This window comes from Streptomyces sp. NPDC032091 (assembly GCF_055580265.1).
Map to the genome: position 1 here is coordinate 165,528 of NZ_JBVILR010000007.1, position 26,631 is coordinate 192,158.

28 protein-coding genes are annotated in these 26,631 nt (G+C 71.2%); 13 read left to right on the forward strand and 15 right to left on the reverse strand.

All coding sequences use genetic code 11. From position 1 onward, the window contains the following. Positions 1–147 precede the first annotated feature (147 nt). Both ACZ5NJ_RS14235 and ACZ5NJ_RS14240 read left to right on the forward strand, forming a co-directional pair. Positions 148–1,344, forward strand: a complete 1,197-nt coding sequence (locus tag ACZ5NJ_RS14235) for a metallophosphoesterase (protein WP_468765251.1) — start codon at positions 148–150, stop codon at positions 1,342–1,344. Between the two features lie 149 nt (positions 1,345–1,493). Beyond that, complete coding sequence (locus ACZ5NJ_RS14240) at positions 1,494–2,333, forward strand: hypothetical protein (RefSeq protein ID WP_468765121.1); 840 nt, start codon at positions 1,494–1,496, stop codon at positions 2,331–2,333. A 4-nt stretch (positions 2,334–2,337) separates the two neighbouring features. On the opposite strand, the gene ACZ5NJ_RS14245 is transcribed toward ACZ5NJ_RS14240, so the two are convergent. Next, on the reverse strand, positions 2,338–3,201 hold the full coding sequence (locus tag ACZ5NJ_RS14245) for a hypothetical protein (protein WP_468765122.1): 864 nt from the start codon (positions 3,199–3,201) through the stop codon (positions 2,338–2,340). Positions 3,202–3,499: 298 nt separating this feature from the next. On the opposite strand from ACZ5NJ_RS14245, the gene ACZ5NJ_RS14250 reads away from it, so the two are divergent. Then, positions 3,500–4,630: a glycosyltransferase gene (locus tag ACZ5NJ_RS14250; RefSeq protein ID WP_468765123.1), complete on the forward strand. Its 1,131-nt coding sequence runs from the start codon at positions 3,500–3,502 to the stop codon at positions 4,628–4,630. Here the strand turns inward: ACZ5NJ_RS14250 and ACZ5NJ_RS14255 are convergent. Both ACZ5NJ_RS14255 and thiC read right to left on the reverse strand, forming a co-directional pair. Further along, the gene (locus ACZ5NJ_RS14255) at positions 4,627–5,676 is read right to left on the reverse strand and encodes an aldo/keto reductase (protein WP_468765252.1); all 1,050 of its coding nucleotides are present in this window, start codon (positions 5,674–5,676) and stop codon (positions 4,627–4,629) included. The two genes, ACZ5NJ_RS14250 and ACZ5NJ_RS14255, sit on opposite strands and share 4 nt — an antisense overlap. A 119-nt stretch (positions 5,677–5,795) precedes the next feature. After that, positions 5,796–7,583 carry a phosphomethylpyrimidine synthase ThiC gene (gene thiC / locus ACZ5NJ_RS14260; protein WP_468765124.1) on the reverse strand — a complete coding sequence of 596 codons (1,788 nt, stop codon included), beginning with the start codon at positions 7,581–7,583 and terminating at the stop codon, positions 5,796–5,798. 211 nt (positions 7,584–7,794) lie between these two features. Between thiC and ACZ5NJ_RS14265 the strand changes: the two genes are divergently transcribed. Next, positions 7,795–9,207 (forward strand): YibE/F family protein, encoded by a 1,413-nt coding sequence (locus ACZ5NJ_RS14265; protein ID WP_468765125.1) that lies wholly within the window; start codon positions 7,795–7,797, stop codon positions 9,205–9,207. A gap of 34 nt (positions 9,208–9,241) precedes the next feature. Here ACZ5NJ_RS14265 and ACZ5NJ_RS14270 read toward each other — a convergent pair whose 3' ends face one another. The 4 genes from ACZ5NJ_RS14270 to ACZ5NJ_RS14285 all read right to left on the reverse strand — a co-directional run bounded on the left by ACZ5NJ_RS14270 (position 9,242) and on the right by ACZ5NJ_RS14285 (position 11,422). Then, entirely contained in the window at positions 9,242–9,694 is a 453-nt protein-coding gene (locus tag ACZ5NJ_RS14270) for an SsgA family sporulation/cell division regulator (protein WP_468765126.1), read from the reverse strand. A 97-nt stretch (positions 9,695–9,791) separates the two neighbouring features. Then, the gene (locus tag ACZ5NJ_RS14275; protein WP_468765127.1) at positions 9,792–10,562 is read right to left on the reverse strand and encodes an IclR family transcriptional regulator; all 771 of its coding nucleotides are present in this window, start codon (positions 10,560–10,562) and stop codon (positions 9,792–9,794) included. Between the two features lie 156 nt (positions 10,563–10,718). Further along, complete coding sequence (locus ACZ5NJ_RS14280) at positions 10,719–10,946, reverse strand: DUF5326 family protein (protein ID WP_468765129.1); 228 nt, start codon at positions 10,944–10,946, stop codon at positions 10,719–10,721. A gap of 158 nt (positions 10,947–11,104) precedes the next feature. Further along, positions 11,105–11,422, reverse strand: coding sequence for a cupin domain-containing protein (locus ACZ5NJ_RS14285; protein WP_468765130.1), 318 nt, complete (start codon positions 11,420–11,422; stop codon positions 11,105–11,107). A gap of 92 nt (positions 11,423–11,514) precedes the next feature. Between ACZ5NJ_RS14285 and ACZ5NJ_RS14290 the strand changes: the two genes are divergently transcribed. The 4 genes from ACZ5NJ_RS14290 to ACZ5NJ_RS14305 all read left to right on the forward strand — a co-directional run bounded on the left by ACZ5NJ_RS14290 (position 11,515) and on the right by ACZ5NJ_RS14305 (position 14,712). Beyond that, positions 11,515–11,895 carry a phage holin family protein gene (locus tag ACZ5NJ_RS14290; protein ID WP_468765131.1) on the forward strand — a complete coding sequence of 127 codons (381 nt, stop codon included), beginning with the start codon at positions 11,515–11,517 and terminating at the stop codon, positions 11,893–11,895. 9 nt (positions 11,896–11,904) lie between these two features. Then, positions 11,905–13,086, forward strand: a complete 1,182-nt coding sequence (locus ACZ5NJ_RS14295) for a cystathionine gamma-lyase (RefSeq protein ID WP_468765132.1) — start codon at positions 11,905–11,907, stop codon at positions 13,084–13,086. A gap of 176 nt (positions 13,087–13,262) precedes the next feature. Continuing rightward, complete coding sequence (locus ACZ5NJ_RS14300) at positions 13,263–14,171, forward strand: LysR family transcriptional regulator (protein WP_468765133.1); 909 nt, start codon at positions 13,263–13,265, stop codon at positions 14,169–14,171. 61 nt (positions 14,172–14,232) lie between these two features. Continuing rightward, positions 14,233–14,712: an NUDIX domain-containing protein gene (locus ACZ5NJ_RS14305; protein ID WP_468765134.1), complete on the forward strand. Its 480-nt coding sequence runs from the start codon at positions 14,233–14,235 to the stop codon at positions 14,710–14,712. Positions 14,713–14,745: 33 nt separating this feature from the next. On the opposite strand, the gene ACZ5NJ_RS14310 is transcribed toward ACZ5NJ_RS14305, so the two are convergent. Then, positions 14,746–15,951 (reverse strand): globin domain-containing protein, encoded by a 1,206-nt coding sequence (locus tag ACZ5NJ_RS14310; protein WP_468765135.1) that lies wholly within the window; start codon positions 15,949–15,951, stop codon positions 14,746–14,748. Between the two features lie 147 nt (positions 15,952–16,098). After that, on the reverse strand, positions 16,099–16,722 hold the full coding sequence (locus tag ACZ5NJ_RS14315) for an HAD family hydrolase (RefSeq protein WP_468765136.1): 624 nt from the start codon (positions 16,720–16,722) through the stop codon (positions 16,099–16,101). Between the two features lie 163 nt (positions 16,723–16,885). Here ACZ5NJ_RS14315 and ACZ5NJ_RS14320 point away from each other — a divergent pair, with 163 nt between their 5' ends. The 3 genes from ACZ5NJ_RS14320 to ACZ5NJ_RS14330 are packed head-to-tail and all read left to right on the forward strand — an operon-like array spanning position 16,886 to position 19,494. Then, positions 16,886–17,788 carry a GNAT family N-acetyltransferase gene (locus ACZ5NJ_RS14320; protein WP_468765137.1) on the forward strand — a complete coding sequence of 301 codons (903 nt, stop codon included), beginning with the start codon at positions 16,886–16,888 and terminating at the stop codon, positions 17,786–17,788. 23 nt (positions 17,789–17,811) lie between these two features. After that, a complete protein-coding gene (locus ACZ5NJ_RS14325; protein ID WP_468765253.1) occupies positions 17,812–18,264 on the forward strand; it encodes a GNAT family N-acetyltransferase in 453 nt (150 codons plus the stop codon). A gap of 54 nt (positions 18,265–18,318) precedes the next feature. Continuing rightward, positions 18,319–19,494 (forward strand): winged helix DNA-binding domain-containing protein, encoded by a 1,176-nt coding sequence (locus ACZ5NJ_RS14330; protein WP_468765138.1) that lies wholly within the window; start codon positions 18,319–18,321, stop codon positions 19,492–19,494. A gap of 15 nt (positions 19,495–19,509) precedes the next feature. Here the strand turns inward: ACZ5NJ_RS14330 and ACZ5NJ_RS14335 are convergent, their stop codons facing one another. Beyond that, entirely contained in the window at positions 19,510–20,895 is a 1,386-nt protein-coding gene (locus ACZ5NJ_RS14335) for a serine hydrolase domain-containing protein (RefSeq protein WP_468765139.1), read from the reverse strand. 9 nt (positions 20,896–20,904) lie between these two features. Next, positions 20,905–22,368, reverse strand: a complete 1,464-nt coding sequence (gene dnaB, locus ACZ5NJ_RS14340; protein ID WP_468765254.1) for a replicative DNA helicase — start codon at positions 22,366–22,368, stop codon at positions 20,905–20,907. Positions 22,369–22,820: 452 nt separating this feature from the next. Between dnaB and ACZ5NJ_RS14345 the strand changes: the two genes are divergently transcribed. Further along, positions 22,821–24,158 carry an MATE family efflux transporter gene (locus ACZ5NJ_RS14345; RefSeq protein WP_468765140.1) on the forward strand — a complete coding sequence of 446 codons (1,338 nt, stop codon included), beginning with the start codon at positions 22,821–22,823 and terminating at the stop codon, positions 24,156–24,158. A gap of 96 nt (positions 24,159–24,254) precedes the next feature. Here the strand turns inward: ACZ5NJ_RS14345 and rplI are convergent, their stop codons facing one another. The 4 genes from rplI to rpsF all read right to left on the reverse strand — a co-directional run bounded on the left by rplI (position 24,255) and on the right by rpsF (position 25,965). Continuing rightward, positions 24,255–24,701 (reverse strand): 50S ribosomal protein L9, encoded by a 447-nt coding sequence (gene rplI, locus ACZ5NJ_RS14350; protein WP_468765141.1) that lies wholly within the window; start codon positions 24,699–24,701, stop codon positions 24,255–24,257. A gap of 18 nt (positions 24,702–24,719) precedes the next feature. Then, positions 24,720–24,956: a 30S ribosomal protein S18 gene (gene rpsR / locus ACZ5NJ_RS14355; protein ID WP_005315025.1), complete on the reverse strand. Its 237-nt coding sequence runs from the start codon at positions 24,954–24,956 to the stop codon at positions 24,720–24,722. A gap of 43 nt (positions 24,957–24,999) precedes the next feature. Then, positions 25,000–25,602: a single-stranded DNA-binding protein gene (locus ACZ5NJ_RS14360; RefSeq protein WP_468765142.1), complete on the reverse strand. Its 603-nt coding sequence runs from the start codon at positions 25,600–25,602 to the stop codon at positions 25,000–25,002. A 72-nt stretch (positions 25,603–25,674) separates the two neighbouring features. Beyond that, positions 25,675–25,965 (reverse strand): 30S ribosomal protein S6, encoded by a 291-nt coding sequence (rpsF, locus tag ACZ5NJ_RS14365; protein WP_007265254.1) that lies wholly within the window; start codon positions 25,963–25,965, stop codon positions 25,675–25,677. Positions 25,966–26,218: 253 nt separating this feature from the next. Between rpsF and ACZ5NJ_RS14370 the strand changes: the two genes are divergently transcribed. Continuing rightward, entirely contained in the window at positions 26,219–26,530 is a 312-nt protein-coding gene (locus ACZ5NJ_RS14370; RefSeq protein ID WP_468765143.1) for a hypothetical protein, read from the forward strand. Positions 26,531–26,631: the final 101 nt, after the last annotated feature.

Here is a 26,631-nt window from a genome sequence, read left to right on the forward strand (position 1 = left end):
AAACGGCAGGAAGGTTTGGTTCCGCCCCGGATTCACCACCCCTGGTGCGTCACAGAGCGCGAGCCGCATTCCTATGATGGGCGCACGACATCACGGACCCTCCGCCCCGGAGGTGAGCAGGGTCCGCAGGTGTACGGCAGCGCGACGGTGGTGGAGGGGTCGATGACTCAGGGGGCCGGTCAGGGACCCGCGATGCGGACGGACACGCTGCGGGACTTCCGGGTCCCGGCCGATGAAGCCGCGCCGTACGCCGCGTCCGCCGGTGTGCCCGGCGAGGCGCCCGTCTACGGCGAGTACCCCGCGTACTACGCACCGGAGGCGGTCCCGCAGCAGCGCACGGCGGGCGACCAGGCGGAGTTCCCCGCCGCCGCGGACTTCCCCGCCGCCGGCCCCGCGGACGACCTCGACGGCTACACCCCCACCCAGCGCGACCTCCCCGTCATCGGGCGCGGCGCGGTGGGCGGTCCCGGGGACACCGTCCAGGTCCACTACGTCCCCCAGGAGGCCCCGGCAGCCGGCCCCGGCCCGCTCTACGTGGTGGGCGACGTGCACGGCTACCTCGACGAGCTCATCCACGAGCTCCAGGCGCAGAACCTGATCGACGCCGACTGCCACTGGTCCGCCGGCAACGCCCGCATCTGGTTCCTCGGGGACTTCACCGACCGCGGCCCCGACGGCATCGGCGTCATCGACCTCGTCATGCGCCTGTCCGCCGAGGCCGCCGCCGCCGGGGGCTACTGCAAGGCCCTGATGGGCAATCACGAGCTGCTGCTCATCGGCGCGAAGCGATTCGGGGACACCCCTGTCAACTCCGGCGCCGGCACGGCCACCTTCCAGGCCGCCTGGCTGCTCAACGGCGGCCAGCGCACCGACATGGAGCGCCTCGAAGACGTCCACCTCCAGTGGATGTCCCGGCTGGACGCGGCCACGCTGGCCGACGGGCACCTGCTGCTGCACTCCGACACCACGGCGTACCTGGACTACGGCGACTCCATCGAGGACGTCAACGACACGATCCACGAGCTGCTCAACCGCCACGACGCGGACATCACCTGGGACCTGTTCCGCAAGTTCACCAAGCGCTTCGCCTTCCGCGACGACGAGACGGGCCCGCAGGCGGTACGGCAGCTGCTGACCACGTACGGCGGCAGCCGCATCGTCCACGGTCACAGCCCCATCCCGTACCTGCTCGGCGAGGTGGGCACCGAGGACGGCGACGAAGCGCACGGGCCGGAGGCCGTCGACGGACCGCACGTGTACGCGGACGGGCTGGCCATCGCGATGGACGGCGGCGTGACGATGGCGGGCAAACTCCTGGTCCAACAACTGCCGCTGAGCGACTGAGCGTTCACCGAGCGGGGTATTTCCCGAAAGTCCCTGTCACCCCATGGCCGGGGCGCTCTACCATCGCCCTGTCCGTAGCAGGCTCTCCTCCGTTTTGGGCCGGCGCCCGGTTCTACGCGGGCAAACCGGCTCGTACGGAGCATCGGGGGATGCACATGACCAGCGGTCCGCACCTGCTCACCGAAGACCGACCCGAGTTCGACCGCCTCCTGGACGAGGCGCTGCGCACGGCGGACGAAAGGCCCGAGCTCGCCGCCCTCGGCGAACGGCTGAACGCCGAACAGCTGCGCACCATGGCCCTGGGCGCCGCCGCGCTGCTGACCGCCGCGGCCTCCGCGGAGTACGCCCACTTCGTGAAGGTCCGGGAGGAACTGCGCGACGAGGCCCTGTCGGGCCGCAGGAACGCCGACGCGGACGCCGCCGAGGGCGGCGGGGACGGCCGGGACGACGACGACGGCGGCGGCGCGGGCGTGAGCGCCGTGGTGGCCGTCCTCGCACCGGTCCTGGCGGGCACCGCCATGCTGATCTTCCTGCTGGTGGGTTACTGCCTGAAGGCCATCGACCCCGAACCCGCCTTCGCACGCACGATGCTGACGGCCGGTTGGCTCTTCGGCGGGCTCACCGTGGTGGCGCTGGTCTTCGCGGTGGTCTCGCTGCTGGTGGCGGCGCTCCGCAACAGCTCCACCGAGGTGGCCGCCGAGGAGAGCGTGCCGGTCCCCGACGAGCTCGCGCGGGCCCGGGAGGCCTGGCGCAACGCCCTGCTGGAGCGGGGCATCATGCCGTTCCTGCGCGACGCGCTGGCCGATCCGGCCGCCGGGACGGGCTACCCGGTGCCCCGAACGCCGGGGGCCGGGCGCATCCCCAGTCTGGGATACACCCGGCCCGACTTCAGCAGCCCGTCCGAGGGAACGCCCGGCCCGCGGCCCGGCTACTCCAGCCCGGACTTCACGAGCCCGGACTTCGGCGGCCCGGAACACAGGCCGGACTGATGCGCTACTTCATGTCCTTGAGGCGGTGGTTGGGGCCGCCCATCGGGGCGGTGCCGTGCCGCAGGGGCGGGTGGTCCACGGGAGCGGGAACGGGAGCCCACGCCTGGTTGCACGTGAGACCGAAATTGCTGGCCGGGTTCACGGTGCAGTCGGTCTCGTAGATCTGTCCGTCGGAACCGACGGACTCGACGTGCACCAGTCCGGCGTGGTCGCTGACGGCGATGCCGCACAGGCTCACTCCGGCCGGGATACCTCCGTTGTCACCCAGGTTGTTCCATTCGAAGTCCCGGTTCGTCATGCCGGTGAGCCTTCGGATACCGACCCAGGGAGTGCCGCTGAGCAGGACTGCCTTGACCTCGTCGGCCGAGCTGGGCTTGTACTGAGCGACGTCGGTGCACGGACCGGTGGCGCCCGTCGCACCCGTCGCACCCGTCGCGCCGGTGGCACCGGTGGCACCCGTCGCGCCGGTGGCACCGGTGGCACCGGTGGCGCCCGTGGCGCCGGTCGGGCCCGTCGGGCCCGTGGGGCCGGTGTCGCCCTTCGGGCCCTTCGGGCCCCGGGGGCCCCGCGGGCCGCGGCACTCGTCATCGTCGTCCCGGTCACCGCCGCCGAGCGTCCGGCCGGACGCCCGCGCCTCCGGCCGGTCGTCGTCGTCCCCGTGGTGATGCGGTTTCTGCTTGCAGTGGTCCCCGCCGGCCGGGCCGAACGCGGCCGGCACCGCCGGCGCGGCCTGCTGCGCCACCGCGACGGGGCTGACGACACCCGCCAGCACGAGGGAGAGCGAGGCCAGGCTGCTTCCCACCAGCCAGACCCTGCCCCGCGGAAGAGGACCGAGGAGGGCGGCCTTGGCCCGGTGCTCACGACTCATAGAGCGCTCCTTCAGCGAAGTGACTCGAACCGGAGGCAGCGGCCTCCGGTCGCGAGTCGAGCGTCTCCCCCCGACGTGCGGATCTCCGTGCGACGCCCCTGAAACCACTCCTCCTATCAGCACCTCGGCTGACTATATGCCGCCAATCGGGCCAACTACCGCGTTCCCGGCGCGCCACCTGTCGGCATCCCCGGCCCGCTCCCTAGAGTCCCCGACGATCCATCCGACCCGGCCGGCTACCGGAACGCACGGCCCACACCAGCGGACGGGACCCGTGAGACCAAAAGTCTGTCTGAACATGATCGTCAAGGACGAGGCCCCCACCATCCGGAAATGCCTCGACTCGGTGCGCCCCCTGATCGACACGTGGGTGATCGTGGACACCGGCTCGACGGACGGCACCCAGGACGTGATCCGGGACTGCTTCGGGGACATCCCCGGCACCCTCCACGAACGGCCCTGGAAGGGGTTCGACGGCAGCCGGACGGAGGCCATCGAACTCGCCCGCGCCGACGCCGACTACCTGCTGTTCATCGACGCCGACGACGCGATGGAGGTGGAGCCCGGTTTCCGGATGCCGGAGCTCACCCTCGACGCGTACCGGATCGCCCTGCATGACGGACCGATCGTCCACTACCGGGCGGCTCTCGTCTCCACCCGGCTGCCCTGGCGGTACGTCGGCGTGCTCCACGAGTACATCGACTGCGGAGGCGACTACAGCCTCGGGACGCTCGACGGCGCCCACATCCTCAGCATCGGCGGGGGCGCGCGCCTGCGGGAGGGCGGCCAGCGGCAGAAATACCTGCGTGACGCGGCGATCCTCGAAGAGGGCCTGGCCAAGGAACCCGAGAACGCCCGCTACATGTTCTACCTCGGGCAGAGCTGGCGTGACGCGGGAGAGCAGGAGAAGTCCCTCGCCGCCTACGACCGCCGGGCGGCCATGGTCGGGTTCTACGAGGAGACCTATCTCGCCCGGGTCTACGCCGCACGGGCGGCCGCGAGCCTTGGGCGGCCGACGGCCGAGGTGATGGACCGCTACCTCCGCGCCTTCGAGAGCCGGCCCTCCCGCGCCGAGGCGATCGGTGACCTCGCAGGCCTCTGCCGCGTGGAGGAGCGCTGGCCGCTGGCCTACATGTTCGCCAAGGAGGCCGTCCGCATCCCCTACCCGAAGGACATCCTGTTCGTGGAGTACGCCTGGCACGAGTGGCGCGCACTCGACGAACTCTCCATCGCGGCGTACTGGGTGGGCGAGTACCGCGAGTCACTGGAGTGCTGCGAGCGACTGCTGGGCGAGGGCAAGATGCCCGACGAGCACCGCGAACGCGTCTCCAAGAACCTGGACTTCGCGCGGAGCAAGCTGGGCACCGGGATGTTTCACGTGAAACGCCCCGCCGTTTCACGTGAAACATCCCGCCCGGCTGCGGTCTAGCCCGCAGCCCGCTCGCTCAGCGGGCGCCGCCGCTGCGCGGCGTCCGTGAGCGCCGGCGGGAGCCAGACACCGTCCGGGTGGTAGAGGTTCGCGCCCGGCGGTACGATCTCGTCGATCCGGTCGAGCGCCTCGTCGTCGAGGACCAGACCGGCCCCCTTCGACAGGGACTCGAACTGCTCCATCGTGCGCGGCCCGATGATCACCGAGGTGACCGCCGGGTGCGCGAGCGGGAAGGCCACGGCGAGCTCCGGCAGGGTGCAGCCCAGGTCGTCGGCGATCCCGATGAGCTTCTCCACCGCCTCCAGCTTGGCCACGTTGCCCGGGATGGCCGGGTCGAAGCGGGCCGGGTGCAGCTTCGCCCGCCCCGTGGTCAGGTCGATGGGGCCCCCGAGCCGGTGCTTCCCGCTCAGGAAGCCCGAGGCGAGGGGGCTCCAGGTCAGCACGCCCATCCCGTAGCGCCGGGCGACCGGCAGCACATCGGCCTCGATGCCGCGTGCGAGGATCGAGTAGGGCGGCTGCTCGGTCCGGAACCGGGGGAGCGCCCGGCGCTCGGCGACGTGGTGGGCCTCGACCAGTTCCTCGGCGGGAAAGGTCGAGCACCCGAAGGAGCGGATCTTCCCGGCCCTGACGAGGTCGCCGAGGACGGACAGCGTCTCCTCGACATCGGTCGAGTGGTCGGGCCGGTGCACCTGGTAGAGGTCGATCCAGTCGGTGTCCAGCCGGCGCAGGCTGTCCTCGACGGCGCGCACGATCCAGCGACGCGAGTTGCCGCTGCGGTTGCGTCCCTCCCCCATCTGGAAGTGGACCTTCGTGGCGAGCACGACGTCGTCACGCCGTCCCTTGAGCGCCTTGCCGACGATCACCTCGGACTCGCCCGCCGAGTACATGTCGGCGGTGTCCACGAAATTGATGCCCTGATCGAGGGCCGCGTGGATGATCCGCGCGCACTCCGCGTGGTCGGCGTTGCCCACCGCCCCGAACATCATCGTGCCGAGGCAGTGGGCACTCACCTCTATGCCGGTCCCGCCCAGATTCCGGTATCGCATGGTCATGCGGCCGCACTCTAGGAGCTGGAGCGCACTCCAGCGCAAGACCCTGCCAGGAGTCCGTCAGGACCGGCCCGCGACTCCCCCCATGAGGTCGCGGCCCGGCCCCTCCGGCTGGTTCAGTCCGCCAGCGGCAGGTAGACGCGGTTGCCCGAGGCGGCGAACTCGGCGGACTTCTCCGCCATGCCCGCCTCGATCTCCTCGGCCTTCAGGTCGCCGCCGTGTTCACGGCGGATGTCCTGGGAGATCTTCATCGAGCAGAACTTCGGACCGCACATGGAGCAGAAGTGCGCGGTCTTGGCCGGCTCGGCCGGGAGCGTCTCGTCGTGGAACTCGCGGGCCGTGTCCGGGTCGAGGGCCAGGTTGAACTGGTCCTCCCAGCGGAACTCGAAGCGCGCGTCCGACAGGGCGTCGTCCCATTCCTGGGCGCCCGGGTGGCCCTTGGCCAGGTCCGCCGCGTGGGCCGCGATCTTGTACGTGATGACGCCGGTCTTCACGTCGTCGCGGTTGGGCAGGCCCAGGTGCTCCTTGGGCGTCACGTAGCAGAGCATCGCGGTGCCCCACCAGGCGATCATCGCGGCGCCGATGCCGGAGGTGATGTGGTCGTACGCGGGCGCGACGTCCGTGGTCAGCGGGCCGAGCGTGTAGAACGGCGCCTCCTCGCAGATCTCCTGCTGGAGGTCGATGTTCTCCTTGATCTTGTGCATCGGGACGTGGCCCGGGCCCTCGATCATGGTCTGCACGTTGTGCCGCTTGGCGATCGTGTTGAGCTCGCCCAGCGTCTTGAGCTCGGCGAACTGCGCGGCGTCGTTGGCGTCCGCGATGGAGCCGGGCCGCAGGCCGTCGCCCAGCGAGTACGTGACGTCGTAGGCCGCGAGGATCTCGCAGAGCTCCTCGAAGTTCGTGTAGAGGAAGTTCTCCTTGTGGTGCGCCAGGCACCACGCGGCCATGATCGAGCCGCCGCGCGAGACGATGCCGGTCTTGCGACGGGCCGTCAGCGGCACGTACGGGAGCAGCACACCGGCGTGGACCGTCATGTAGTCGACGCCCTGCTCGGCCTGCTCGATGACCGTGTCCTTGTAGATCTCCCAGGTCAGGTCCTCGGCACGGCCGTCGACCTTCTCCAGCGCCTGGTAGAGCGGCACGGTGCCGATCGGGACGGGGGAGTTGCGCAGGACCCACTCGCGCGTGGTGTGGATGTTGCGGCCGGTCGAGAGGTCCATGACCGTGTCCGCGCCCCACTGGGTGGCCCAGGTCATCTTGTCGACCTCCTCCTCGATGGAGGAGGTGACGGCGGAGTTGCCGATGTTGGCGTTGACCTTCACCAGGAACCGCTTGCCGATGATCATCGGCTCGATCTCGGGGTGGTTCACATTGGCCGGGAGCACCGCGCGGCCTGCGGCGATCTCCTCGCGGACGACCTCGGGGGAGACGTTCTCGCGGATCGCGACGTACTCCATCTCCGGGGTGATCTCGCCCCGGCGGGCGTACGCGAGCTGCGTGACGGCCTGGCCTCCACGGCCCCGGCGCGGCTGGCGCGGGCGGCCCGGGAAGACCGCGTCGAGGTTCTTGAGGCCGCCGCGGGGCGAGGTGTGCTTGATGCCGTCGTCCTCGGGGCGCACGGGACGGCCCGCGTACTCCTCGGTGTCACCGCGGCCGATGATCCAGTTCTCGCGCAGCGGCGGCAGGCCGCGCCGGACGTCGGTCTCGATCTGCGGGTCGGTGTACGGACCGGACGTGTCGTAGAGCGTGACGTCCTTGCCGTTGGTGAGGTGGACCTGGCGGACCGGCACCCGGATGTCCGGGCGGGAACCCGCCAGGTATCCCTTGTGCCAGCCGGGCTGGCGCTCGGTCTGGCCGTCGGCGCCCTGGTCGACGGCAGGCGTGCGTGCGTCCTGAATGGTCATGAGACCTGATCTCCCTACGCCGGCATTACCCGGTAACAGGTTCGGCGGTCGACGCAGCCTCCTCCCGTACGCAATCTCCTGCGCGTACGGTGATCAGCGCCCTCTCAGCCCGGTGCTCCGAGCTCCCGCGTTGTGCAAAGTAGCCCCCACGCTAGCGTCATCTGTGGCGTGCTGAACAGTGGGCCCCCTCATCTCTTGCGATGATCTGCCGGTGACGACCTCGCCGCAGCCCCCCAACGAGCCCACGGATCCCCGGGGCCACACCGGTCACGAGCACGTGTCCCACGGGCATGCTGCCGGCAGTCCGCCGGGGCAGTCCCCCGGCCACGGACACTCCCACGGGCACTCCCATGGCCACGGCCCGGCGGCCCCGGTGTCCAAGCACCTGCGCAAGGTGATCTCCGCCGTACTGATCCCGTTCGCCGTCGCCGTCTTCGTCGGCCTGGTGGTGCTGTGGCCCGGCGGCGCCCCGGCCCACGAGCGCACCGGAGTGGGCTTCGACCGCCAGACGCAGCAGGGCAAGGTGGTCGCCGTGGCCGAAGTCGACTGCAAGTCGGTCAACGCCTCGCAGGTGCCGGCCGCCGGCGGCACCCCCACCCCCGAGGCGCGGACCGCCGGGGCCGGCGCGTGCAAGCGGGCCACCGTCGAGGTCGGCACCGGGCCGGACAAGGGCCGCGTCTTCTTCGAGATCGTCCAGCCGGGGGCACCGAGGCAGCTGGAGAAGGGCCAGGAGGTGGTGGTCGCCTACGCGCCGGACGCGCCGCGTGACCTCCAGTACTCCGTGATCGACCTCAACCGGAAGTTCCCGATGGCCCTGCTCGCGGGCATCTTCGCGGTCGCGGTGGTGGTCGTCGGCCGGATGCGCGGGCTGTTCGCGCTCATCGCGCTGGTGGTCAGCTTCGGCGTGCTGACCCTCTTCATCCTCCCGGCGATCCTGCAGGGCTCCAACCCCCTGGTCGTCGCGGTGGTCGGGGCCAGCGCGATCATGCTGATCGCGCTCTACATGTGCCATGGGCTGACCGCCCGCACATCGGTCGCCGTCCTCGGCACCCTGGTCTCGCTGCTGCTGATCGGGCTGCTGGGCTCGCTGTTCATCGACTGGGCGTTCCTGAGCGGGAACACGGACGACAACACCGGGCTGATCCACGGTCTCTACCCGGACATCGACATGAGCGGTCTGCTGCTCGCGGGCGTGATCATCGGATCGCTCGGCGTCCTCGACGACGTGACCGTCACCCAGACCTCGGCCGTCTGGGAACTCCACCAGGCGGACCCTCAGATGGGCTCGCGCGCCCTGTACCGGGCGGCCATCCGGATCGGCCGTGACCACATCGCCTCCGTGGTCAACACCCTCGTACTGGCCTACGCGGGCGCGGCGCTTCCCCTGCTGCTGCTGTTCTCCATCGCGAACAGCAGCATGGGCACCGTGGCCAACAGCGAGCTGGTGGCGGAGGAGATCGTACGGACGCTCGTCGGCTCCATCGGGCTCGTGGCCTCGGTCCCCGTGACCACGGCGCTGGCCGCGCTGGTGGTGTCCGCGGACCGGCCCGGCCCCGGCGCGGCCGCCACCGCCCCGGGTGCGCCGCCGGCCCGCGGCGGCCGGGGCCGGCGGCGCAAGCGCTGAGGGACGCGGGCACGGCCGCCGGCCGGAGGGGCCTTCAGCCCGCGCTCTGCTCGTTCTGCCGCTGCGCCTCGGCCAGGATCCTGCCGAGCTCCTCGTCGAGGGTCTCCTCGAAGGCGCCGAGGCTGCGCTCCTGACCGAGCGGAACGATCCGGTCGGTGCGGTCGAGGAAGGCGACGAGCGGCGCCGCGCCGGCCCGGAACAGGGCCCGGTCGCCGCCCACCTGCAGGCGGATGTGGACGTCGGAGAGCTCACCCGGTTCGCTGGGGGTGATGTGCACATCACCGTCACCGCACGGCCCGTTGATGCCGTCGAGGAGCAGCTCCCGGCCGAACGCCCAGGTCACGGGGGCGTCTCCGGGAAGGTGGAAGGTCATGCGTACGGCGTAGGGGTCCCGGGCGTCGTACCGGAGTTCCACCGGGATCCGGAACGCGAGCTCCTCGGAAACGAGGAAGCTCATCATGACCTCTGCCTGTACGGACTCGCGCATTGCCTACCCCGCTGTAGTGGAAGTGGCCAGGAATGATCCCCCAGGGCCGTCTTGACAAGGGTGGTGGAAGCGCAAGCAGATCACAAGGAGTGAGTTTTCAGATACTGATAGAGAACGAGAGGGTGCTCAACAGCGCGCCTACTTCACTCCGTAGTCGATCGACTACACAGAGCAAGCGGGATTCCTGGTGCACGGGTAGAGAAATGGCCATCGTCGCAGCGGCGTCGCCGGCAGTGATCGGGATGGCCGCGCACACCGTGCCCAGGGCGTACTCCTGACGTTCGGTCACCGGCTGCATCCGCTCCAGGGAGCCGATCCGCTCCTCCAGCGTGCGCATGTCCCGCACGGTGTACGGCGTGATGCCCTCGACCGGATGACGGTCGTAGTAGTCCCTGCGCGCCTTCTCGTCCAACTGCCCGAGCAGGCACTGGCCGATGGCGTGCGCGTGCCCGGTGGCGCGGAAGTCGGCCCACTCCTCGCAGGCCGGATTCGCCGGGGTGTCCGAGACGCCCACGACTTCGATCTCACCCTCGCGGTAGACCGCGAAGTAGACGGGGGCCCCGACCACGTCGCGGAAGTGCGCGAGCGAATCGAGGATCATGCTGCGACGTTTCTGCTGAAGTCCGCCGTGCCCCAGCCGGGCGGCCGCGTCGCCGAGGACGAACACCCCGCCCTCCCGGCGCAGATAGCCCTCGTGCGTCAGGGTGCGCAGCAGGTGGTACGCGGTCGGGAGCGGGAGCCCGGCCTCGCGCGCCAGCTGTTTCGCCGGGGCTCCTCCGCCGTGGGAGGCCGCCGCTTCCAGCAGCCGGAGCGCCCTTTGCACCGAGCCGATCAGCGTCGGCAGACCGGCATTGTCAACGGGAGACAAAGCTCACCCCCAGGCGTGGCGGCGGGCCCGGGGGCCCGCCGGCGCCCAGGTAACGGCACGGATTGCCAGCCTATCCACCGATTGCCACAGGATGCGGGGTTTGGCAGGTCACGTTCGCCCGCCTGGCGCAATGCCCGTCCCCCTCGGCACGACGGCCTACCAGCCGTCGGAGGAGCTCTTCGCTCCGCTGCCCGTGAACTTCTTGACCACGAAGATCAGGCCGCCGACCAGGGCCGCGAACAGCAGCACCTTGAAGGCGAAGCCGATCAGTGTGCCGATGATCGAGGTGATGATGCCGCCGAAGACGAAGAGCGCCAGCAGCGGAACGGCGACCCACTTGACCCACCACGGCGTGCCCGCGAACATCGCTCGGATCCCGTCCATGTCCTTACCTCTTCCTCGTCCTCGCCGGTGTCCCTGGCTTCTTCCTTGGTCACGAGCTTAGGAGCCGGAAGCACGGACCGGGGGCCCGCGAGCCCCCGGAACCCCCTGACCCGCCCCCTAGGGGGACCAGGGGGACGACCCTGGGTCCGGCGGGGTGCTCAGGCCTCCGGCGGGGAGAAGACCACCATCACCTTCAACGGCTCGGTGATGTGGTGGAACTTGTGCGGCACCCCCGCCGGGACGTAGACGATGCTGCCGTTGGCCACCGTCGTCGTCTCCTCCCCGACCGTGATCGAGGCACGGCCGCTCACCACGAAGTACACCTCGTCCTGACGGTGCGGCTGCTGCGGATCGCTCTGTCCCGCGTCGAGTGAGTAGAGCCCGACCGACATGTTCCGCTCACGCAGGAACTGCAGGTAGGCGCCGTCGTTGGCGGCTCGTTCCGCTTCGAGCTCGTCCAGCCGGAAGGCCTTCATGTTCGCTGTGCCCCTTGCCCTTGCCCGTGGGTGCCGGAGATCCGCTGATCTGCCGATGCCCGACCCGTATCTTCTCTGCCACGATCAGACACATGAGGAATTTCGTAGTCAAGACGCTCGCCAACGCGGGGGCCCTGGCCGTCGCCATCGCGCTGCTCAAGAACATCACCCTCGACGACGGCAGCAGCCTGGGCCGCCGTACGGTGTCGCTGATCCTGGTCGCGCTCGTCTTCGGCCTGGTGAACCTGATCGTCAAGCCCGTGGTGAAGCTGCTCTCGATCCCCCTCTTCATCCTCACCCTGGGCCTGTTCACCCTCGTCGTGAACGCCCTGATGCTGCTGCTGACCTCCTGGGTGGCCGAGCAGGTCGACCTCAGCTTCCGCGTGCACGGCTTCTGGACCGCCGTCCTCGGCGGACTGATCATCTCCATCGTCTCCTGGGCCCTGAACCTCGCCCTGCCCGACAAGGACTGAACGAGCGCCATGAACGCAGACCCCGTGACCGGCCGGCCCGCCGACGGGGCGGCCGCGCCCGCCCCGTACGGCGACGGGACCCGGGCCGTGCGAGCCGGACTGCCCGAACCCGTCAAGAACCAACCGCCGCTGCCCGGCCCCGTGTTCGCCGCCCACTTCCACCTGCCGGGCGAGGTGGCCGGCCCGTACACGTACGGCCGCGACACCAACCCCACCTGGACCCTGCTGGAACGCGCGATCGGCGAACTGGAGGCACCCGGCCGACAGGACGTGGACACGGTCGTCTTCGCGTCCGGCATGGCCGCGGTCTCCGCCGTCCTCCTCTCCCAGGCCCGCGCCGGGGACACCGTCGTCCTGCCCGACGACGGCTACCAGGCGCTGCCCCTGGTCCGGGAACAGCTGGAGGCGTACGGGGTCCGCGTGCGCACCGCCGCGACCGGCGGGGACGCGCAGCTCGCGGCCCTCGACGGGGCCCGGCTGCTGTGGATCGAGACCCCGTCCAACCCCGGGCTCGACGTCTGCGACGTACGCCGCCTCGCGGACGCCGCCCACACGGCGGGCGCCCTGGTCGCCGTCGACAACACCCTCGCCACCCCCCTCGGCCAGCGGCCGCTGGAGCTGGGCGCCGACTTCTCCGTGGCCAGCGGCACCAAGGGACTCACCGGCCACGGCGACCTGCTGCTCGGGTACGTGGCCTGCCGCGACCCGGAACTCGCCGCCGCCGTCCGGCGCTGGCGCAAGGTCGTCGGTGCGATTCCGGGGCCCATGGAAGCCTGGCTGGCCCACCGCTCGCTGTCCACCATCCAGCTGCGCGCCGACCGCCAGTGGGCCAACGCACGGGCGGTCGCCGAGGCGCTGGCCGGCCGCACCGAGGTGAGCGGGCTGCGTTACCCGGGCCTCCCCTCGGACCCCTCCCACACGACGGCGTCACGGCAGATGAGCGGCTTCGGGTCGGTGGTCTCCTTCACCCTGCCCGACCGCGCGCACGCGGAACGCTTCATGTCCGCCCTGCTCCTGGTCGAGGACGCCACGAGCTTCGGCGGGGTGCGCTCCACCGCGGAGCGGCGCGGACGCTGGGGCGGCGATGCCGTGCCGGAGGGCTTCATCCGCTTCTCCGCCGGCGCCGAGGACACCCGGGACCTGGTCGCGGACGTGCTCCGGGCCTTGGATCATGCGGGTTATCAGGCCTGAACACCCCGGGAAAGCGGTCCGAGCCTCCCCCCTGGTGGCTCGGACCGCACCGGGTTCCCTGCCCGCAAGAACCACGTCGACAAGGCTAGTTGACTCTGCGTCAGAGTCCAATCACGGTAACGACAGGAACCTATCGGCATATTTATAGTTGAAGGCCCCCACCGAGAGGGGCCGCCATGGACCTGGCCCTGCTGCGCACCTTCGTCGCCGTGCACCGGGCCGGCTCGTTCACCCGGGCCGCGACGCTCCTCGGGCTGTCCCAGCCCGCGGTCACCTCCCAGATCCGCACCCTGGAGCGCCAGCTCGGGCGCCCCCTGTTCCACCGCCGCGCCCGCGGCGTCACCCCCACCGCCGTCGGCGACGAACTGGCCCACAAGGCGGCCCCGCACCTCGACGCCCTGCTGCGGATCGCCGAAACCGAGCGGCAGACCACCGGGGCCCTGCGCACCCTGCACCTCGCCGGGCCACCCGAGTTCCTGAGCCTGCGGGTGCTCCCCGCCCTCGCACCCCTCGTCGGCCACGGCCAGACCCTGCGCACGGCCTTCGCGGCCGACGCGGAGGAGAACCTCGCCGGGCTCGCCGCGGGCCAGCACGACCTGGTCGTCACCACCGCCCGGCCGCGCGGCGGCCCCTTCACGGCCGGTGTCCTGTGCGACGAGGAGCAGGTGCTGGTCGCCGCGCCCTACTGGGCCGCTCTCGCCGGCCCGGACGAGCTGCTCGCGAAGGGACCCGGTGCCCTCGACGGGATCCCGGTCGTCGAGGTCCACGAGAGTCTCCCGCTCGTGACCCGCTACTGGGCCGCCGTGTTCGACTCCGTTCCCGGCCCCGCTTCCGACACCGCCGCCACCGTCGTCGCCCCCGACCTGCGGGCCGTCCTGGAGTGCGTCCGGGCCGGCGCAGGACTCGCCGTCCTCCCCCGCTACCTGTGCCAGGACGCCCTCGACCGCGGCCAGGTCGTCGCCCTGCTGGAGCCCGCCGTACCCCCGCTGCGCACCTGGTTCCTCGTGGTACGGACCGGCAGCCTGGCCCTCGCCCACCTGGCCCGCGCCCACGACCGCCTGCTGCGCGCCGCCGCGCACTGGTGAGCCCCTCGGGTTTCGGACGACGGCGCGTTTCAGAAGCGCGGGCGTGGGCCACTCTTCTCCCATGACCGAACGTCCCGTGGTCAAACGCACCGCCCGAGCGATCCTGCTCGACGGTGACGACCTGATCCTCATCAAGCGCACCAAGCCCGGCGTCGACCCGTACTGGCTCACCCCGGGCGGCGGTGTGGAACCCTCCGACGCCACCGTCGTGGACGCCCTCCACAGAGAACTCGACGAGGAACTCGGCGCCAAGATCACCGATGTGGTGCCCTGTTTCGTCGACACCGTCGAACACATCGCCTCGGGCGGAGTGACCGGGGTGAAGGTGCAGCACTTCTTCGTCTGTCACCTGGAGTCGATGGACCCCGACCGGCGGCACGGGCCCGAAGTCGACGATCCGCAGGGGGAGTACGAGATCGTCCGCGTGCCCTTCAGCCGCGTCGGCATCGCCGCCGTCCACCTCGTCCCGCTCTCGCTGCGCCACTACCTCGACGGCAACATCGAGGGGGTGCGCGCCATGCACGCTCCCGACCTGGGCTGAGCACGCGGGGAAGCGGGCGGGCCCTCGCCGGTCTCAGCCGGCCACGCCCGCCAGCTCCTCCAGGGCGTCGAAGCGGATGCGCTCCCCCGGGATCCCGATCCGCTTGAGCTCGTCCACACCGCTGCGGATCATCGCGGGCGGCCCGGAGATGAACGCGTCGTACGAGCTCCAGGGCCCGTGCTCACCGACCGCGTGCGGCAGCTGGCCCGCCATCCCCTCCCCGATCACCGGGCGGACCGACAGCCAGGGGTGCGAGCGCTGGAGGCCCAGCAGGGTGTCCTTGTCGTAGAGGTCGCCGTCGCTGCGCGCCCCGAAGAACACCTCCACCGGACGGCGCTCGCCGTGCTCGGCCACGTCCTCGATCAGTGCCTTGATCGGGGCGATGCCGGTCCCCCCGCCCAGGCACAGCATCCCGTTGTCGGTGCTGTGGTCCACCACCATCGACCCGGCCGGCGGGCCCAGCCGCAGGACGTCGCCGGGGCGGGCGTGCCGCACCAGGGCGTTGGAGACCCAGCCGGCCGGTACGGCCTTCACGTGGAAGGACAGCAGCCCGTCGGCGCGCGGCGCCGAGGCGAAGGAGTAGTGCCGCCAGACGCGCGGCCACCACGGTGTCTCCAGGCTCGTGTACTGGCCCGCGAGGAACGGGTACGGCTGGTCGGGGCGGAGGGTCAGAACGGCGATGTCCGAGGTCCGCAGGTCGTGGGAGACCACCTCGGCGTGCCACCACGCGGGGGACCGCACCTCGTCCTCCGCCGCCGCGTCGATCATCGTCTGTGAGATCGCGGTGTACGCCCGCACCCAGGCGGCCTCGGCCTCCGGGCCCCAGGTGAGCTCCGCGTACCGGGCCAGCGCCCCGAGCAGTGCCTCCCCGACCGCCGGATAGTGCGCGGCCACGGTGCCGTACTTGCGGTGACCCGTGCCCAGCCGGCGCAGGTAGGGGGTGAGCACCGCGGGGTCGTCGATGTGCTCCGCGGCGGTCAGCAGCGCCTTCAGCAGCCGGTCGCGCTGGACGTCCATGGCCGCGGGGAACAGTTCCCGCACCTCGGGATGCCCCATGAAGACCAGTGCGTAGAAGTACGAGGTCACCTTGTCCGCGACGGGCGCGATCTCGGCAAGGGTCCGGCGGATGAGAACGGCGTCCGGGGAGGGGTCGGTCACACCGTCCCCGGAAGGTATCCAGCCCGTCGGTCTCGCCGATCTGGTGGGCGGAAGGTCCATGCGGTGCCTCGCTTCGAGCATCTCGGTCGGGTCTCACACGCCACGGCCTCGTATCCGTGGTTCCGGATTCCACAGCGTGCCAGCCGTCCGAGAGCGCTGTGGGGGAATGGGGAAAAACCGGGTTTCGAACCCACGATCCCCTTAAGATGCTGCGACTCCCGGGCGCGTCTACCGCAGGAGCTGGTATGCCTCCCGCAGGTCACGGCCCTCGTAGACGTGGGTGGCGCGCTCCGCCAGATACGGGCGCGCGTTCACCGCCACCGACCGCGGGAGAGCCCCGAAGAGCACCGAGTCGGTCATCGAGTCCCCGTAGGCGACGCAGTCGGCCCGGGTCACCCCGAACCGCTCGCACAGCCGGTCCGCGACCGTCAGCTTGCCCTCCGGCGTGAGGATGCCCGCCACGTCGACGGGCCGGGTGAAGGGCACCTCGGGGAAGACCGAACCGTGAGCGGCGTGCGCGCCCCACTCCAGCAGCAGCTCGACGAAGAACGACGGGGACAGGGAGATCACCGCGCAGTAGTCACCGCGCTCGCGGATCTCCTGCCAGACATCCCGGATTCCGGCCAGCCACGGAGCTCCGTCGAACGCCGCCCGGACGTGCGCGGGCGTCAGGTCGGCCCACATGTCGCGCGCCGCCCGCGAGAAGTCCTGCGGGCCGATCTCCCGGGCTCCGAAGGCCCGCTCCAGCTCCGCGATCTCGACCTCCAGGCCGAGCTGCCGGGAGATCTCGACCGGAGCCGCCGAGCCGTACATCAGGGTCCCGTCGAGATCGAACAAATGCAGCATCGTCATGGTCGTCGAGGCTAGCCCGCGCATCCCGCGTGAGTGACCTGGTTTGACGCCGGCTCCGGCTCGTTTCACGTGAAACATCGGCCGGGTCGCGTGAAACATCGATGGTTTCACGTGAAACATCGACCGGCCGGATCCCGGAATCCCCTGGACGCCCCGCGAGCCGATGATCCACTCTGGGCCGGTGACACCACCACTGCTCACCGATCTGCCGATCCGCGCACTGACCCCGGACGACCTCCGCCACTGCGCCGACCTGTCCCAGGACCGCGGATGGCCGCGCGAGGACCACAAATGGGGGCTGCTCCTCACCGCCGGGACCGGGTACGGGATCGACGCGCCCGACGGACAGGGCCTCGCCGCGGCCTGTGTCGTGACCGCCTACGGGGACAGCCGGGCCGAACCGGAGCTCGCCGCCATCGGAATGGTCCTCGTCGCCGACCGCTTCGCCCGCCAGGGCCTGGGCCGCCGCCTCATGCGGTACGTGTGCGACGAACTCCTCACCGGCGTACCGCTCACCCTGCACGCCACCCCCTACGGCCGCCCGCTCTACGAAGAGATGGGGTTCGACACCACCGGCCGTGCGGAAATGCTCCGTGGCACCTTCGTTGCCGACCCCGGGCCCAGCGGTTCCGTCGTCCCGGTCCGGCCGGCCACCGCCGAGGACCTCCCCGGGATCATCCGGCTGGACACGGAGGTGTTCGGCACCGACAGGACGCACATGATCACGCGACTGCCGGCCTTCACGGACAGGCTCCTCGTCGCCGAGGACCGCTCCGGCACCCTCATCGGCTACGCGGCCATCTGGCCCAACATGGAGACCCACGTCGTCGGCCCGCTCATCGCCCGCGACACCGCCACCGCCCAGGCCCTGGTGACGGCCCTGGCCGCGAGCACCGGGCGGCCCCTGCGCACCGACGTCGACGTACGCCACGAGGAACTCGTCTCCTGGCTCAAGGAGCGCGGGCTGGAGTCCATCGCCTTCAACGCGGTGATGACCCGGGACCTCCCGGGCCTGCCGGGTGACTGGACCCGCCGCTGGGCCCCGCTCACCGTCGCCGCCGGCTGAGGGGGCGTCCGACGATGACCGAGATCCCCGGGCTGTCCATCCGCCCCGCCACCGAGGCCGACCTGCCCGCCATCGTCGCCATGCTCGCCGACGACCCGCTCGGCGCCACCCGCGAGTCCCCGGACGACCTGGCCCCCTATGCGGCGGCCCTCGCGCGGCTGACGGACGACCCCCACCAGCACGTCGTGGTGGCGGTGCGCGGCGAGCGCGTCGTGGGCACCCTCCAGCTGACGATCGTGCCGGGCCTGTCCCGCAGGGGCGCCACCCGTTCGATCATCGAAGGGGTCCGCGTCCACGCCGACGAACGCGGCAGCGGCCTGGGCACCCGCTTCATCGAGTGGGCCGTCGACCGGTCCCGCGCGGAGGGCTGCCAACTGGTGCAGCTCACCTCGGACGTGACCCGCACCGATGCCCACCGCTTCTACGAGCGGCTCGGCTTCACCCCCTCCCACGTGGGGTTCAAGCTCACGCTCTGACCGGACCCGCGGAAGGCCGGGCCGCAGCCGGCGGCCCGGCCTACGATCGGGAGGATGAGCACCGGCCTCCCCCTCGTCACCACCGCCGACCGCCGCCACCGGCTCGGCCGCCGGCACTGTCTGGCCCCCTCGGCCCGCGCCGCCGACACCGCCGCGGCCGCGGACGCGGTCGTCGCCCTGCACGCCACGGACGCGGCGACCCTCTACCTCTCCGCACGCGCCCGCCTGGCGGAAGGCGGCCCGGCGGCGGTCGAACGCGCGCTCTACGAGGACATGAGCGTCGTCCGGCTGCTCAGCATGCGCAACACGCTCTTCGCCGTGTCCGCCGGACTCGCGCCCCTCGTGGACTCCTCCACCGCCCGCGCGATCGCCGCGAAGGAGCGCCGGACCCTCCTCAAGCGCCTCGACGAGGACGGCCGGGGCCTCGACGCCGACTGGCTGGCGCAGGCAGAGGCCGCCGCACTCGAAGCCCTCGACGCCCGGGGCCCCTCGACGGGGTCCCAGCTGTCGGCGGCGGTGCCCGCCCTCCAGCAGAAGATCACCGTCGGCCGGGGCAAGAAGTACGAGGCCGAGACGGGCGTTGCCACCCGCGTCATCCGCCTGCTCGCCGCGGACGGCCGCATCCGCCGGGACCGGCCGCGCGGCTCCTGGACCTCCAGCCAGTTCCGGTGGGTCCACACGCAGCCCTGGCCCGCCGTTCCGGCGGCCGAGGCCCGCGCCGAGATCGCCGGCCGCTGGCTGCGCGCCTACGGACCGGCCACCGAGGCCGACCTCAAGTGGTGGACCGGCTGGACGCTCACCGACGTACGCAGGGCCCTGGCCGCCGTCGGGCCCGAACAGGTCCGCCTGGACGACGGTGCCACCGCGCTCGTCTGCCCCGGCGACACCGCGCCCGAACCCGCCCCCGAGCCCTGGGCCGCACTGCTGCCGGGCCTGGACCCCAGCGGCATGGGCTGGGCCGACCGGAGCTTCCACCTCGACCCGGCCCACCGTCCCGCCCTCTTCGACTACGCGGGCAACATCGGCCCGACCGTGTGGTGGAACGGCGAGGTCGTCGGCGGCTGGGCCCAGCGCCCCGACGGCGAGATCGTCTGGCGGCTGCTGGCCGACCCCGGCCGCGACGCCGAGGAGATGATCGCGGCGGAGGCCGAGCGGCTGGCCGCCTGGGTGGGGGACGCCCGGATCACCCCCCGCTTCCGCACCCCGCTGGAGCGCGAACTCGTGGCCTGACCGGGCCGGGCAGCGTCAGCCGATGCCCCGCCAGCCCTTCGGGTCCACCCCGCCCGGCACCGGGGCCTGCGGGTCGTAGGGCTCACGCGTGAAGACGAACGAGGCCAGGTCGAGGTGGCTCAGGGAGCCGTCCTCGCGCCGTACGGCCCGCAGGGTCTCGCCCGCGTAGTAGCCCGTCAGGCCCGTCCACGTGCCGTCCGGCTCCGCGCGGAACCGGGCAGCGCGCCCCGTCACGCCGACCGGGCCCAGCTCCAGCGACCCGTCCGCCTTCAGCCGCAGGGCGTGCGGCGCGGTGCCCCAGTACCAGACACCGGCCAGCTCCAGCGGCACCCGGTCCGCTTCCGCGAACGGCCGCCACGGCGTGGGGAAGCGGGGCTCCGCGTCCGCCACGATGCCGAGGAGGTCGGCGGCCACCGTCGAAGGCGGCAGTCCCGAGGTGCAGTTGGCCAGCACCACCGCCGCCACGTCGTCCGCCTCGCTCAGCCAGAGCCCCGCGACGAACCCGGGGAGCGAACCGCCGTGCCCGACGAGCCGCCGTCCCCGCTGGTCCGCCAGCTGCAGGCCCAGTCCGTATCCGAGGTCCGCGAACCCGGGCTCCGGGGGCGCCGCGGAGGTGCGCATCTCCCGTGCGCTCTCCGCGCTCAGCACCCGCTCGTCGCCGCGTGCCAGCAGGACCGCGAACCGGGCCAGATCACGGGTCGTCGACCAGAGCTGGCCGGCGGGGGCCATGAGCCCCAGGTCCTCCGCCGGCTCGGGCATCATCAGGTCCGCCCACGGATGGACCGCCCAGCCGCCCGCGTGCGGTGCCTGCGGCCGCGCGCTCGTACGGTGCAGCCCCAGCGGCTCCAGCACCTCGGCCCGCAGCACCTCCTCCCAGGGCTTCCCGCGCAGCGCCTCGACGAGCGAACCCAGCAGGGTGTAGCCCGTGTTGGAGTAGTGGTGCCGGGTACCGGGGGCGTGCTTGAACGGCTCCTCGCCCAGCACGTCGGCGAGCTCGGGCCGCTGCGCGCCGGGGGTGCGCTCCCACCACTCGCCGGGAGTCTCGGCCGCCAGTCCGGCGCTGTGCGCGAGCAGCTGGGCGATGGTCACCTCGTCGGCACCGGTCCCGGGCAGGTGCTTGCCCAGCGGGTCCGAGAGCGCCAGCAGTCCCTCGTCCCGCAGCCGCATCACCAGGACCGCCGTGAACGTCTTGGTGATCGACCCGATGCGGTACTGCACGTCCCCGTCGGGGCCGTGGCCCTCGACGCTGGTCCGCGATCCCTCCCAGACCACCTCTCCGCCCCGTACGACGGCCGCCACCACGGAGGGGGCCCGGCCCTCGCTCTGCGCCACGGCGATCCGGTGGCTCAGCGCACGCCGGGTGGAGGGCAGGAGTTCCAGGTCTTCAGAGAGCGCGTCCATGATCGGATGCTACGTGTTGGCCATGTCCACGAACCGCGAATAATGACCCTGGAAGGCCACGGTGATGGTGGCCGTCGGACCGTTTCGGTGCTTGGCGACGATCAGGTCCGCCTCGCCCGCGCGGGGGGACTCCTTCTCGTACGCGTCCTCGCGGTGCAGCAGGATCACCATGTCGGCGTCCTGCTCGATGGAGCCGGACTCACGCAGGTCGGAGACCATCGGCTTCTTGTCGGTGCGCTGCTCGGGACCACGGTTCAGCTGGGAGAGCGCGATCACCGGCACTTCGAGCTCCTTGGCCAGCAGCTTGAGGTTTCGGGACATGTCCGAGACCTCCTGCTGGCGGCTCTCGGGACGGCGCGAGCCGCCCGACTGCATCAGCTGGAGGTAGTCGATGACCACGAGCGAGAGGTCGTTGCGCTGCTTGAGCCGGCGGCACTTGGCCCGGATCTCCATCATCGACAGGTTCGGGGAGTCGTCGATGTAGAGCGGGGCGGCCGAGACGTCGGGCATCCGGCGGGCGAGCCTGGTCCAGTCGTCGTCCGTCATGGTGCCGGAGCGCATGTGGTGCAGCGCCACCCGGGCCTCCGCCGAGAGCAGGCGCATCGCGATCTCGTTGCGGCCCATTTCCAGGGAGAAGATGACGCTCGGCAGGTTGCTCTTGATGGAGCAGGCGCGGGCGAAGTCCAGCGCCAGGGTCGACTTGCCCATGGCGGGTCGGGCGGCGATGACGATCATCTGGCCGGGGTGCAGGCCGTTGGTCAGGGAGTCCAGGTCGGTGAACCCGGTCGGGACGCCCGACATCTGGCCGGAGCGCGATCCGATGGCCTCGATCTCGTCGAGGGCGCCCTCCATGATGTCGCCGAGGGGGAGGTAGTCCTCGGAGGTCCGCTGCTCGGTGACGGCGTAGATCTCGGCCTGGGCGCTGTTGACGATCTCGTCGACGTCCCCGTCCGCCGCGTAGCCCATCTGCGTGATCTTCGTACCGGCCGCGACGAGGCGGCGCAGGACGGCCCGCTCGTGGACGATCTCCGCGTAGTACTCGGCGTTCGCGGCGGTCGGCACGGACTGCACCAGGGTGTGCAGGTACGAGGCCCCGCCGACCTTGCCGATCTCCCCGCGCCGGGTCAGCTCCGCGCCGACGGTGATGGGGTCGGCCGGCTCGCCCTTGGCGTACAGGTCGAGAATGGCCTGGTAGATCGTCTCGTGCGACGGGCGGTAGAAGTCGTGGCCCTTGAGGACCTCGACCACGTCGGCGATGGCGTCCTTGGACAGCAGCATGCCGCCCAGCACGGACTGCTCGGCGTCGAGGTCCTGGGGCGGGACGCGCTCGAAGCCGCCGCCCCCGCCGTCCCAGGAGCCGCCCTCGCGGCCCCGGTCGCGCTCCTCGTCGCCACGGCCACGGCCGTCGCCGCCCCGGCGCGGACGGGCGGGCAGACGGTCGCTGGGGCCGCTGTCGGCCCAGGGGTCGTCCATGGGCTCGGGCATGGTCACCGGGCCGCCTCCTCCCGTCCGCAACGCGGACCTCGCCGTGTCACTCTTTCTACGACACGGCTCTGACATTTGGGACACCCGGATCGGCTCTCGGCGCGTCGGGCAACGCCCAACGGTAGGGCCGCGGGCGACGTCAGCCAATCTTGTTATCCACAGGCTGTGTGGATGAGTTGTGGACGACGGACCCAATGCTGTGGGTAAGTCGCCCGAAGCTGTGCACAGACCGGGGGACGGCGCTGTGGACAAAATCACCCGACCCACCCCAACACCCAGGTTGACCTGCAGTTTCCTCATCCACGGGCAGCGCTGGAGAAAATTCTTCGCCCCACTCCCAAGATCGCCCGCAACGGTCCGCGACGAACTCCCAAGTCAGCGCCTTGGTAAGGATCTCCAGGGGATTGCATCTATTACCTGTGGAAGATTAGATTGAGCACATGACACAGGCCCCCACAGCTGAGAAGGCCGCCCCGAGACGGCACGACCGCGAGATACTCGCCCTCGCCCTCCCCGCCTTCGGCGCCCTCGTCGCCGAGCCACTCTTCGTGATGGCCGACAGCGCCATCGTGGGACACCTCGGCACCCCTCAGCTGGCCGGCCTCGGCGTCGCCGCCGCCCTGCTCACCACGGCCGTGAGCGTCTTCGTCTTCCTCGCCTACGCGACCACCGCCGCCGTGGCCCGCCGGGTGGGAGCCGGGGACCTGCGGGCGGCCATACGCCAGGGCATGGACGGCATCTGGCTCGCCCTGCTGCTCGGCGCGGCGGTCGTCGCCGCCGTCCTGCCCACCGCCCCTTCGCTGATCGCCCTCTTCGGGGCCTCGGACACGGTCGCCCCGTACGCGGTCACCTACCTGCGCGTCTCCGCGCTGGGCATCCCGGCCATGCTCGTGGTGCTGGCGGCCACCGGGGTCATACGCGGGCTCCAGGACACCCGGACGCCGCTCTACGTGGCCGTCGGCGGCTTCGCCCTCAACGGCGGCCTGAACGTGGCCCTCGTCTACGGGGCCGGCCTCGGCATCGCGGGATCGGCCTGGGGCACCGTCATCGCCCAGTGCGCGATGGCCGCCGCCTACCTCTGCGTCGTGGTCCGGGGAGCCCGCCGGCACGGCGCCTCCCTGCGGCCCGACGCGGCCGGCATCCGCGCCTGCGCCCAGGCGGGCGTGCCGCTGCTGGTCCGTACCCTGTCCCTGCGCGCCATCCTGATGATCGCGACCGCGGTGGCGGCCCGGCTGGGGGACGCCGACATCGCCGCCCACCAGATCGTGCTGTCCCTGTGGAGTCTGCTCGCCTTCGCCCTGGACGCCATCGCCATCGCCGGCCAGGCCATCATCGGCCGTTACCTGGGCGCCGGAGACACCGAGGGCGCCCGGGCCGTCTGCCGGCGCATGGTGCGGTGGGGCATCGGATCGGGAGTCGTGCTGGGCCTGCTGGTCGTCCTGGCCCGCCCGGTGTTCATCCCGCTCTTCACCGGCGACCCTGTGGTGGAGGACGCCCTGCTCCCCGCCCTGCTGGTCGTGGCCCTCGCCCAGCCGGTCTGCGGGGTCGTTTTCGTCCTGGACGGGGTGCTGATGGGCGCCGGGGACGGGCCCTACCTCGCCCGGGCCATGCTCCTGACCCTCGCGGTGTTCGCTCCGGCCGCACTGCTCGTCCCCGTGCTGGGCGGCGGCCTGACGGCGCTGTGGTGGGCCATGACGCTGATGATGCTGGTCCGGATGGCCACCCTCCAGCTGCGCGCCCGCTCGGGCCGGTGGCTCGTTGCGGGCGCCACCCGCTGACCGGACCGCACCGGGCCCCCGATGTTTCACGTGAAACATCGCGGACACGACGAAGGGCCGCACCCCCGGAGGTGTGCGGCCCTTCATGCGCTGCCCTTAGGCGGCGACGACCTCGATGCCCACGTTCGCGGCGACCTCGGCGTGCAGACGCACGGAGACCTGGTACGAACCGAGGGTCTTGATCGGGGAGCCCAGCTCCACGCGGCGCTTGTCGACCTTCGGGCCACCGGAAGACTCGATCGCCGTGGCGATGTCGGCCGGGGTGACGGAACCGAAGAGACGACCGGCGTCACCCGCGCGGGTGGCCAGACGGACCTTCACGCCCTCGAGCTTGGCCTTGACCTCGTTGGCCTGCTCGATGGTCGCGATCTCGTGGATCTTGCGGGCGCGGCGGATCTGCGCCACGTCCTTCTCGCCACCCTTGGTCCAGCGGATCGCGAAACCACGCGGGACCAGGTAGTTACGAGCGTAACCGTCCTTGACGTCGACGACATCGCCGGCGGTACCGAGGCCAGAGACCTCGTGGGTCAGGATGATCTTCATTGGTCGGTCACCCTTTCCTTAGCGCGCGGTGGACGTGTAGGGCAGCAGCGCCATCTCACGGCTGTTCTTGACGGCCGTGGCGACGTCACGCTGGTGCTGCGTGCAGTTGCCGGTAACGCGGCGGGCACGGATCTTGCCGCGGTCGGAAATGAACTTCCGCAGCATGTTCGTGTCCTTGTAGTCCACGTACGCGGTCTTGTCCTTGCAGAACGCGCAGACCTTCTTCTTAGGCTTGCGCACAGGCGGCTTCGCCATTGTGTCTCTCCTGTGTGATCAAGAAGTGGGGATTGAGCTGCCCTTAGAAGGGCGGCTCGTCCGAGTAGCCGCCGCCGGAGCCGCCGGAGCTTCCGCCCCAGCCGCCCCCGCCGCCGCCCTGCTGCTGGCCACCGGCCGGCGCGCTGGACGCCCACGGGTCGTCGGAGGGAGCTCCGCCGCCCTGGGGACCGCCGCCCTGGGGACCGCCGCTGGGGGCTCCCCAGCCGCCGCCGCCCTGCTGCTGCTGACCGCCGCCGCCGTATCCACCCTGGCCGCCGCGACCGGTGGTCTTGGCGACCTTGGCCGTGGCGTTCTTCAGGCTGGGGCCGACTTCCTCGACGTCCAGCTCGTAGACCGTGCGCTTGACACCCTCACGGTCCTCGTACGACCGCTGCCTCAGCCGGCCCTGCACGATGACGCGCATGCCCCGCTGGAGGGACTCGGCGACGTTCTCGGCCGCCTGCCGCCACACCGAGCAGGTCAGGAACAGGCTCTCGCCGTCCTTCCACTCATTGGTCTGACGGTCGAAGGTGCGGGGGGTGGACGCGACACGGAACTTCGCGACCGCCGCACCCGAGGGGGTGAAGCGCAGCTCGGGGTCGTCGACGAGATTGCCGACGACCGTGATGACGGTCTCGCCTGCCATGGATGAACCTCTCGGCGGGGATTGCTGCTGGGCTGCTGTGCTACTCGGTCCCGATTACCGCTGAACCGGAGTTCAGTGGGTCTCGGGGCGAAGGACCTTGGTCCGGAGAACCGACTCGTTCAGGTTCATCTGGCGGTCGAGCTCCTTGACGACCGCAGGCTCGGCCTGCAGGTCGAGGACCGAGTAGATGCCCTCGGGCTTCTTCTTGATCTCGTAAGCGAGACGACGACGGCCCCAGGTGTCGACCTTCTCGACCTTTCCGTTGCCCTCACGGACGACGGAAAGGAAGTTCTCGATCAGGGGGGCGACAGCGCGCTCCTCCAGATCGGGGTCGAGGATGACCATCACTTCGTAGTGACGCATGTGGAACCCACCTCCTTTGGACTCAGCGGCCACGGTCGTTCCGTGGCAGGAGGGTCGTGATGCGTGCCGCACGGTGTCCGAGAGCAGACACCGCGCAGACCGTACAGACTACCTGCTCGACTCCTTCCGGTTGAAATCCGGCGGGAGGGGGCCACAATCTGTAGGCAACGGGTGTGCTCGGTGCTATGCCCCCCGGCCCAGGCCGGAGGCCGCGCCGTCACACCGCTCTGCGTCAGCCAGGAGGTGCCTTCCGATGGCACAGGCAATGGATCGTCCGCCCATCTCCCTGCTCTCGACCGACGGCAAGCCCCATCCCCTCCAGGACACCCTGGTGGCCGTCACCCTCGTCCTCGGCGTCGTGGCGTTCGTCACTGCGTTCTTCCACAATCTGCACCTGCTCAGCTCCTGGACGGGGCTGATCGGGATCGCGACCGGCGCCTACGGGCAGTTCATCTCCGCGACGACACGCGAGCGCTTCGCACTGATCATCGGCCTTGGCGCGTCTGGCATCGGCTTCTTCCTCGGAATGGCGCACGGCGGCCTCTTCGGCGGCTGGGTGGGCTGACCGGGGGATCTCCCCGGAGGGGCGCCGGCCGGACTCCGGCCCGGGCTACGGCCCGTCCCCCAGATGGGTGGCGCCCCCGTCGCAGTAGGCTTCGCGCCATA